The sequence below is a fragment of the Blautia sp. MSK18_10 genome, from assembly GCF_020553185.1.
GTDB classification, from domain to species: domain Bacteria; phylum Bacillota; class Clostridia; order Lachnospirales; family Lachnospiraceae; genus Blautia_A; species Blautia_A wexlerae.
Window position 1 is genome coordinate 1 of sequence record NZ_JAJCGT010000064.1, and the last position, 9,600, is coordinate 9,600.

The 9,600-nt window shown below is 39.6% G+C and carries 10 protein-coding genes and 1 pseudogene; 6 read left to right on the forward strand and 5 right to left on the reverse strand.

Annotation, left to right across the window (positions count from 1 at the left end; translation table 11 throughout):
* The first annotated feature begins 226 nt into the window (after positions 1 to 226).
* Positions 227 to 1,327 carry a hypothetical protein gene (locus tag LI074_RS16020; protein WP_173681770.1) on the forward strand — a complete coding sequence of 367 codons (1,101 nt, stop codon included), beginning with the start codon at positions 227 to 229 and terminating at the stop codon, positions 1,325 to 1,327.
* A 177-nt stretch (positions 1,328 to 1,504) separates the two neighbouring features.
* On the opposite strand, the gene LI074_RS16025 is transcribed toward LI074_RS16020, so the two are convergent.
* From LI074_RS16025 to LI074_RS16045, 5 genes are all read right to left on the reverse strand, one after another.
* Positions 1,505 to 1,822, reverse strand: coding sequence for a DUF6618 family protein (locus tag LI074_RS16025; protein ID WP_173681771.1), 318 nt, complete (start codon positions 1,820 to 1,822; stop codon positions 1,505 to 1,507).
* Position 1,823: 1 nt separating this feature from the next.
* Complete coding sequence (locus LI074_RS16030) at positions 1,824 to 2,534, reverse strand: ExeA family protein (protein ID WP_320443426.1); 711 nt, start codon at positions 2,532 to 2,534, stop codon at positions 1,824 to 1,826.
* 94 nt (positions 2,535 to 2,628) lie between these two features.
* A complete protein-coding gene (locus tag LI074_RS16035; protein ID WP_243246344.1) occupies positions 2,629 to 3,195 on the reverse strand; it encodes a hypothetical protein in 567 nt (188 codons plus the stop codon).
* A gap of 23 nt (positions 3,196 to 3,218) precedes the next feature.
* Positions 3,219 to 4,034, reverse strand: a complete 816-nt coding sequence (locus LI074_RS16040) for a DDE-type integrase/transposase/recombinase (RefSeq protein WP_243246356.1) — start codon at positions 4,032 to 4,034, stop codon at positions 3,219 to 3,221.
* Between the two features lie 82 nt (positions 4,035 to 4,116).
* Positions 4,117 to 4,560, reverse strand: a complete 444-nt coding sequence (locus tag LI074_RS16045) for a DUF6431 domain-containing protein (protein ID WP_173681772.1) — start codon at positions 4,558 to 4,560, stop codon at positions 4,117 to 4,119.
* Positions 4,561 to 4,877: 317 nt separating this feature from the next.
* Here LI074_RS16045 and LI074_RS16050 point away from each other — a divergent pair, with 317 nt between their 5' ends.
* From LI074_RS16050 to LI074_RS16070, 5 genes and pseudogenes are all read left to right on the forward strand, one after another.
* Positions 4,878 to 5,534 carry a hypothetical protein gene (locus tag LI074_RS16050; RefSeq protein ID WP_173681773.1) on the forward strand — a complete coding sequence of 219 codons (657 nt, stop codon included), beginning with the start codon at positions 4,878 to 4,880 and terminating at the stop codon, positions 5,532 to 5,534.
* 3 nt (positions 5,535 to 5,537) lie between these two features.
* The gene (locus tag LI074_RS16055) at positions 5,538 to 6,452 is read left to right on the forward strand and encodes a bacteriophage abortive infection AbiH family protein (RefSeq protein WP_173681774.1); all 915 of its coding nucleotides are present in this window, start codon (positions 5,538 to 5,540) and stop codon (positions 6,450 to 6,452) included.
* 91 nt (positions 6,453 to 6,543) lie between these two features.
* Positions 6,544 to 7,599: a DUF4238 domain-containing protein gene (locus LI074_RS16060; protein WP_173681775.1), complete on the forward strand. Its 1,056-nt coding sequence runs from the start codon at positions 6,544 to 6,546 to the stop codon at positions 7,597 to 7,599.
* Positions 7,600 to 7,939: 340 nt separating this feature from the next.
* Positions 7,940 to 8,377, forward strand: a pseudogene (locus LI074_RS16065) (DNA topoisomerase III); the annotation flags it as partial.
* A 132-nt stretch (positions 8,378 to 8,509) separates the two neighbouring features.
* Entirely contained in the window at positions 8,510 to 9,466 is a 957-nt protein-coding gene (locus tag LI074_RS16070) for a hypothetical protein (RefSeq protein WP_173681776.1), read from the forward strand.
* Positions 9,467 to 9,600: the final 134 nt, after the last annotated feature.

Sequence of the window (9,600 nt, forward strand, 5' to 3'; positions counted from 1 at the left end):
GCGGTATCCCGCCTTAATTCAGATGCTCTGGTAACTCAGTTACCGAGTAATTCACGGGCAATTGATATTTTCAAATATGTATGGAAATATATAAAAGTGTCGATATATATCAAGAGATAGTTATTGTTTGAAGTCAAGAAGGTATATTTTGTAGAAGTACTTGGGTTGATAAAATGGCATGAGTAAAAAATAAGGGCATTTTTATTATGCGAAAGGGCTGGTGAGGATGATTGATACTAAACTTGGCAAATTTGGGATTTGGAGTTTATTTATTGTAATTATACTAACATTTGGATTGAGGTTATTCTATTTCGGAACTTTCTTTTTGATAAAAAGAGTTGATCCAACAATTTTTTGTAGACATGCAAGTGATAATATGTATGCAGATGATATTTATTTTTCAGCAGAGGCTGAAGAAACAGGAATTCTTTCTGACTTTAATGAAAAAATTGATGGATTTCAGGAAGTTGTTGATAGTTGTATTATTTCTTCAAATAATTATGAACTTCGATTGTTTTTAGATGAACATATTGAGGAAGTATTAGCGGTTGCAAAAGAGAATAATATTTATATTGATTATTTAAAAAATAAAGGGAGCTCTCTTGAATGTCTTTCAGAATATATACACAATATGGCAAAGTTGGATGATAATATATTGCAAATGGCGATGTATCTTTCGTTTGTTGTGATTTGTATTGTGTCTTTAACGAAATTTAAGTATAGAAAGGGCTTTTATGTTGCATCAGCAATAGTATATCTGATTGCAATGACATCCATTTTTTCAGATGGGTTGACGGATTATATCGTATCAAACATATTTGCTTTTGTTGCTAAAATTAATAAAGAAACCTTTACATATATTGATATGAATATTGTTAAAGAATATTTTTTGGACACACTGAAAGAAAGCATGATGACAGTTGTAATATTTGATACAATTTTTCAATTCAAGCAAAGTGAAAGAAATACTAAAAGGATAAAAGATATTCGGTATGTGTATCAGTCTTTAGATATGCAGATAGCTTATTTGAGTGATATTTATTATTCTTCGGATAAATATATTGCGAGATTAAAAGTACCATCATATTGCATTGAAAAAGAGTGCTATAAGGAAGCAAAAAAATGGGGTAAGGCACTAAAAAGACAGAAAGTAAAAAATTCATATTATGTAAAATATAAGACACGGTATGAAACTAATATATCATTATATGAAAAATTGCAGTGGATAAGAACAAATTGTAATGAAGCATATTCGAGTGGGTATTATGTTAATTATCTACAACAAATTAAAGAGTTGATGATAGAATGCGGATATAATAGTATTTAATATTTTAAGAAGGATAATAAATTGATATAAAGTTAAACAGCGTTAGAGCAGCTATTGTTGCTGATTTCTCAGTTTGTCACTAATCAGATTTGCTCCCATGTCACAGATCTGCCAAGTTTTGTGTCATTGGCATTTTTGTACAATCCGGCAGATTTCCTGCCGGATTATCTGTTTCATTTACAATGTTACATATGAGCTGAGTGCTTCAAGCGCTTTTACGATACTGATGATGTCCACTTTTGACAGCTCTGGATAGTCCTGTTCAAGGCGTTCCCTGTTCCAGAAGCAGTCCGACAGAGACGATATTTCTGTGCCGATCCCCCAGTTGGGAATACACAGATACTTTCCATATGCATGTTTTCCTACCAGCAGATGGAAAGTGCTTCCACGGGCGGTCACCTCAAACTCATTTCTGTTTATATTTAATGGACGGATATGACCGGTCCAGTTTTTTTCATTGCTGTCCGGATCGCTGCACTGGTAATAGGATCCCATATCAGACATCGCCTCCCAGCATTTCGTGTTCAATGATATAACGCACCAGATGTTCATCGATCAGGCGTTTTCCCTGCTGGCTGGCATACATCAGGCTTTTTTCGCAGATGCGGTTGATACGCCGCGGGATCCCGGTAGATTCTTTATAGATATCGTCCAGTGCCCTGTCTGTGAAGATATCCTGCCTTCCCCCGGCATAGACCAGATGTGATAAGATATATTTTTCGGTTTCTGCCCTGTCAAAGTGTGGCAGGACACAGTTGATATCAATACGCTGCCTTACTGCCGCATACCGCTGCAGTCGGAGCTTGTCCCACAGTTCTGTCTGTCCTGCCAGTATGAGCGCCATGGGACTCATGGAATCGAACCTGTAATTCAGGAGAAAACGGAACTCCTCGATCGTTTCCTTTTCCAGGAGATGTGCTTCGTCCAGAATGCAGACAACTTTCTTTTTCTGTACACCCCGGATGATCTCCACTTCTTTCTGGAGCTGGCGTTTTGCATCCCCTCTGTAAAACTTCGATTCGATCCCCAGCTGGTCCAGCATACTTTTATAAAACCAGCGTGGGGTCAGTTTGGAATCAGAGAGATACAGAAAAAGGTACTCATCTTTTGACAGACTCCCGGAAAAGCGTCTCAGGAGTGTGGATTTTCCACATCCGGCATCTGCCGTGATAACTGCAAAGAGCTGACGGTCAGCTGCATAGGCCAGCCTTCACAGGGCTTCCGACATGGCAGGGGATTCATACAGTTCCTGTATCGGGACATCACGGACAAATGGCATACGTTCCATTTCAAAAAAAGATCTATACATGATCCCCACCATCCTTTCTGTAGCTGCCAAACGAGATCGCATCTGCCCGGCGCTGCATGGACTGTGCCTGTTTCTTTTCCAGGGCATCCAGCAGGCGGGAAGATTCCGCTTCTTTTGGCTGCATGGATACAGGGAGGGCCGGGTTCTTATCACAGAAAGCGCCTATCTTAAGAGGACGCGCCGTAAAAGGTTCCATACCGTGGTAAGAGACCGTCAGGATTTCCGGCACCATGGGATCATATGCGATCCCGACGGTGCAGCCGATCAGGGCAGGGCGGGTCTCAAACTTCTTTCCCCTGAAACTGATGCATGCACCTTTGTCCACCAGACGTTCCTCATGGTGCAGGAAGGCTTCCGCAACCACAGAAGCATCCAGAAAAGTAAGCGGTCTGGAATCCCGGTTCCATTCCTGGACCGGGGAGATCCCTCCTTCCGGCACCGACACACCCATACTCTCATAGTATTCCCGGATCCCTGCGTGCGGGGAAGTATGGTAGTATTCTTCCAGATAGTTGCTCCAGTGACGGTTCAGTCCTTCCAGTGTCCGGATGTTGTGCACTTTTACTTCCGCCAGAAATCTATCTACGATCTGATGAAACTTTTCGCACTTACCTTTGATTTCCCGCTCCGGACAGGGGCATGACGGATCGTGATCCCAAGCCTGGACAGGGACCTCAGCTGTCTGGCAATGTACTGTGAACCGTTATCAAAGTAGCAGGCATCAAATTTTCCTGCCTTGAGTATGGCTTTATGGAAAGTATCTTCCACGATGGATTCCTCCTGGTTATCATAAAACCTTGAATGGAGTACGTAACGGGAATGGTCATCAATGGCTGAGGACAGATACGTCTGTACCATTGCACCGTTTTTTCCAATGGGGAGTTTGATCCCATATTTGATGTCCCCCTGTATCAGCATCATCCGGTGTGGTTTACAGAAACGTTTGGATGAACTGTTCCGGGCATCCCGGTACATCTGCATCTGTTTCTGTCCGAATCCGGCATTATAGAGATGCCTCTGCATGGTGGAGCGTTTCAGTGTCCCCGCAGGTGCCCAGCCTTCCAGTTCCAGGATGTAAATGATCTGGTTTACAGACCGTGTCGGCACTTCCCTTTTCAGCTGGACTGCCTGTTCCAGGATCTCCTTAAAGTTATCCGGCAGCTTTGCGGAATGCTGTTTCGGACGCTCTGCCGGTTTCAGTCCGGAAAATCCCTCTTTTTTGAAAGCAGCTTCATAACGGTACAGGCTCCGCAGGGAGATCCCGTTCCTGGATGCGATGTCCTCCCTCATCTGGAGACGTTTTGCCGGATCAAGGGAGCCTTCCAGTAATGGTGCGATCAGCGTGTAGCGTTCCAGGGCTTTCCCGTTGCGCCATTTGTTATCTTTGCTTGTATTCATAGTAATAATTCCTCCTTTGAGAGGAACTTACCATATCTTTACGGATGACAGCAAAACAAAGCCGGTGCATAAGGAAAATGTATTACGGGACAAGAAAACCACCGGAATCATAGATGAACCTCAGTATTGTTTCCAGCCAGTTATACAGGGAACTGCGGAGCATTTCAAGCAGCGGCACGCCGGACATCAGCAGTTCCTCACTGAATCCCGGCAGACGGTGGCTGACAGACCTTAAATAGCCATCTATCCTTAACGTATTCTTCATCAGCCAGTGATGCCAGCGGTGCATGGTCATCTCACATGGATAATCCGCAGAATCTTCATCATATGGGGTAACCTGCCCATCCAGGACACAGGATATGACTTCAGCAGTGTAATGTTTGTATGGGACCAGAAAATCTGGCAGTTCCCGGTGGAGGATTCCACATTTCGTGCATTTCATCCGGCGGATGATACAGACATGACGTTCATGCCCTTCCTGTAGCAGGATCCTTTTGCAGGAATCCCTGTAGGAGAGTTCTTCCATACAGACTGGACAGTAGGATATGGCACTGCTTTTAATTAAAAATATCGTCTTCCTCATTGTACGAAACGGAATAATCTGATATAATAATCATGGTTTCAAAACCATGATCCCAGAGTATACGTCTTGTCAGGAGGATGCTCTGGGATCCCTTTCTTTACTGTATTAATGACAGTATACAGGGTAACTCAGAGACAGGCAACAAAGTCTTTGTATTGCCATCTAAAGTTGCCATCAACACAGCTATGAGCAAAAAAACTTATAGCTGCTCTTTTTTCTTTTGGACATGATGTCCAGAAGCGGGAAGGAGAGATATATAGATGGAATCAATGAGAGATATTAACAGGGTAATGGAGCGTGAGATAGCGAAGGGGAGCTGCCCTTTGAAGCTGGATCATATTGAATTTGGAGATTATTTGTATCAGGAGATAACATCAAAAGAGAAATTGCTGGAGGTGTTATCGTATTTGTTGCGGATAGGTGATTTCAAGCAGTATGCCGGAAAGACTATCCTAAATAATGTTTATATGGACCTGCGAGGAAAAAAGCCAGTATTCAAGCGAACAAAGACAGCCGTAGAGAGAAATAATATATTTGCAACAATAAGAAGGTATGCAAAGAAGCTAAAGCCGCAGTACAATGGAGATGTATATCTGGAAACGGTCAGATGTTATTTTGATATATCGCAAGAAAATCTGGAGAAATGCCGATATACATATCAAGGAAATGAAACATGCGCCTTTTTGATGTCAGATAAGTATATCATGGCATTGTATACGCATTGTCTAGTGGCGAGAAAAGAAGCTGCCATACAGGGGATGCAGATTGAAGGCTTTACGGAAAAAGAGTATGGAATGGTAAGGCTGGAGAAGGTGGGGGATGTTTTGTTTCAGGCGTTGATATTAGATAATGTTTCTTGTCAAGAAAAATATATGTATGCTGAATTTATTAGCATTTATTGTGTTGAAGGTGGGTAACGAATGAAATTATTTATTATTGGAAATGGGTTTGATAAAGGGCATGGATTAAATACATCGTACTGGGATTTCAGAACTTATTTGAAAAATATGTATCCGGAATTTTTGTATGCGTTTGAAAGCCATTATTATATATATCCAGCAAATTACGAGGAGGCTCAAAAAAACCTTTTGTGGAATGAATTAGAGAAGAATTTAGCGAACATTGATGAAGACGTTATTATAGATGATGCTTTGCAAATGGATATAGCTTTGGAAAGTGGAGATGTTGGCATAGAAGATACTTTATACGAATACTTTACGGAAGAATATAAGTATATAGAACGGTTGGCTAAATACCTTAAACAATGGGTTAGAACAATCAGAATACGAGATGTGAAACCTAAAACATCATTGATTAATAATTTTCAAGAAGCATTATATATTACATTTAATTATACGGCTGTATTAGAACGAGTGTATGGAATAAGTGAAGGAAGAATAATACACATTCATGGTTCATTACGAGACCATGAATGTGATCCGGTGTTAGGACACGGAAATATTGAAAGAATTGAGCAGATAGATGAAAGACTTGAAGAAGCAGGACGTATGTATGATGAAAAAGAAATAAGTATATGTAAAGTGATAAGAGACTATTATGAGAGCACATATAAGGATGTCAACCGTTATGTATATAAACTATCGAGGGTTAGTAACAAGAATATAGATGAAATATATGTTATTGGTCATTCGGTTGCAGAAGTAGATTTGCCATATTTCAGATATATAGAGAATTGCACACATCGTCAATCTAATTGGATTGTATATTTTTTTAACAAAGAAGAAAAAGATAGAACATATAAAAACTTGATGGATTCTGGTATTCAGAAAAGTAGAATTCAAATGAAAGAAGCTAGTGAATTTTACAATTTGTAGTTTGAAACAGTAATTTGTTGAAAATTCAATGCAAACGTTGAATGTTGTATCAAGAATTAGACTATGAGAGTTTTAAGAAGAGGTAATGATTATGAGCGATACAGTAAAAAAGCAACATTACATTTGGAGAGAATATCTCACAAGATGGACAGATAGTGGTGATCGATTTAATGGGAAATTATTTGTTTTGCGAAAATTGATTCGAGGCAAACAAGAGCGTATAGAATTTTGCAAGCTCCAAAACATTGGGTTTGAGAAGTATTATTATGATGTGACCGGATTTCAGGAAAAAGATAAAATAATCTTGGAGCAATTTCTAGCACATATGCAGGAAAAGGAGCTTGTTAAAATTGGAATCGAGCCTAAGATATTTTCAGAAGCTGCGGAGCAAAGAGACTTTATTGAAAAGCGAATAATGTGTCCATATGAAAATATAGATAACAAGTGGAATTTTCTTGATAAGCTATCTAATGGGGATTTTTCTTTTTACAGGGAAAGTAAGAGGCAAATAGTGTTGGATAAACTTCAGAAATGCATGGTGGATAGTATATTGTTTCAAGAAAATCAGCTGTCCAATGAAGAAATTATAAATATGGTAAGTGAGTTTTTTCAAGAAGATTCTGAGGAAGATGATTTAAAGTATGAGTTTCATAGGTTTTTTTGTATGCAATATTTTCGTTCGCCGAGAATTCGAAATGATACTGTAGCTAATATTGAAGAACTTAAAAAGGAAAGAGAGGAATTAAAGGATTTAGATACTAATTTTTATGTAAATATGGTAGCCACGTATTTTGCTGAACGAATGGCATTGAATATAACACAGAATTTTAGTACTAGTATTCTGCTTTTTGAAAATAAAACTGATGTTCCGTTTGTCACGGGTGATACACCAATAATAAACTTGACGGGAACTGAAATGGATAAAATGACTATATTCCATTATCCGATTTCTCCAAGAATTGCAATTCAGCTGATAGTAACACATAAATTAAGTGAAATGGCAGAGGTAAATCATAATATACATATACCATTGAATCAAGAATTTGTTTCTATTGTAAAAAATTGCAATCAGAAGCTAGCTGATAATTGCGTTAATGAGATTTATTCGAATGATGATAATTGTCTGAAAAAAATAAGAATACAATAGAAAATAATTTTATAGATAATATATATAACAGCGTCAGGGCAGTTATAAGTCGAGAGATTTGTAGCTGTCCTTTTTTTATTGCTTTTGGACACGATGTCCAGAAGCGGAAAGGAGAATTATGAGGTATTTATTACATCGGCTGTATGTTCCGCCTTAGCGGAGCATACACACAGGAAGATGCAGATCGGAGGTACTTATGCAAGAGGAAGTAACACAGAAAACAATCGCTCTTGTAATTAAGACCGCTAAACTGGATAGTGTATAGAATACCTCCTGATTTTTAAAGAGATTGTACCAGAATAAAAATCGAAAAAACAGATACGGATGATTACATACTTACGCTGAATGGGAAAGCCGTCTGACCGAGATCGCCAAGGGGCAGGCTGACCCGGACGAGTTTATGGCAGGTATTGAGGCCATGACGCGGGAGCTAGTGAAAACCTATTCCTGCATCAGCGAGGATAAACAGAAATTGTTTCAGGCCGAGCGCGTGGCAATTGGGACGTGTCCCCGCTGCGGCGAGGCCGTCTACGAGGGCAGGAAAAATTACTACTGTGGAAACCGGGCCTGTCAATTTGTCATGTGGAAGAATGACCGATTTTTTGAGGAACGCAGGAAAGTGTTCACCCCGAAGATCGCCGCCGCACTGCTCAAAGACGGAAAAGCAAAGGTAAAGGGCCTCTATTCTATGAAAACCGGCAAAACCTATGACGGGACGGTGCTTTTGGCCGATACCGGCGGAAAATACGTCAATTACCGCGTGGAACACAGAAGCTAAGACACTAACAAGGCAAGCATAGGGGGGCGAATGCACTCCCTATGTGCTTTTTATATCAACTCAAGGAACATCTGTATTCCCAAATGCGATAATTTCTGTTATAATATGCCAAAAGAAACCGAGGTGAAAGTTATGCAAGAAATGACGCATCAACACACTCGCGAATTGGATATTTACTATAATGAACACAGAAAAGCTTGTACCAATTGTGGAAAGCAGTTCCAAGATGGCATGACGGCACACTTAGGTTATCTTGCAGATAAAGCTCCAGTGGTACTTTGTGATGACTGTTCCCAGCTACTTTCTGAAACCGTTGTTCGCTATTACTGGATGAAACCAAAATATGAGGAGGTTTTGCCAACAGCCAAACTCTGGCGATATATGGACTTAAGCAAGTTCATTTCTTTGATTGGAAAGAAAAAGCTATATTTTCCATCATTAGAATCGTTTGAGGATATATTTGAAGGAGCAAAGGGAATTGCAGAGAGAAAAGAAAAATGGGATAATTTTTATCTTGATTTTTTCAAGCAGGCGATACAAACTGCTCCGGGTATGAATCCAAAAGACTTAACCGACCAATACATAGAAGAAAATGCTGTGCGACTACTATCTGAAATGGAAACTGGAGGTAAGTTTGAAAGGAAAAACACATTTGTAAGCTGCTGGCATTGTGATCAATATGAATCCGAGGCTATGTGGAAGCTATACTCTACAAATGTAAAAAATGCGCTTGTAATTCAAACAACTTGCCAGCAGCTATATGAAGCACTTGGAAAAGACCCGTCCATACAAATAGGAAAAGTACAGTATATTGATTTTACAAAACGCTTCTCTGCTGTAAATGGAGCGTATTGGTACAAGCGAAAATCATTTGAATATGAACAAGAGGTGAGAGCTGTCGTAAAAGTGCAAAAAGCTAATAGTAGCGGCATCGAAAAGGATATAGATATTGAAAAATTGATTGTAGCAATCTATATTTCGTCGTATGCGCCTAAGTGGTTTGAGGATGTAGTATATGATGTCGTAAAAAAATATGGCTTGAACAAACCAATCTTTCACTCGGAAATGGCAGTAACACCATTTTACTAACATGTTTGTGTTGTGACTTTTTGCACCTACTTAATATTTGATTTAGCAGGAAATCTTTGAAAGGTTTCCTGCTTTTCTTGTGTGCCGAGCATGGCACTAATCTTACTGGTGAAAGTCCAGTCACGGGTATTTAC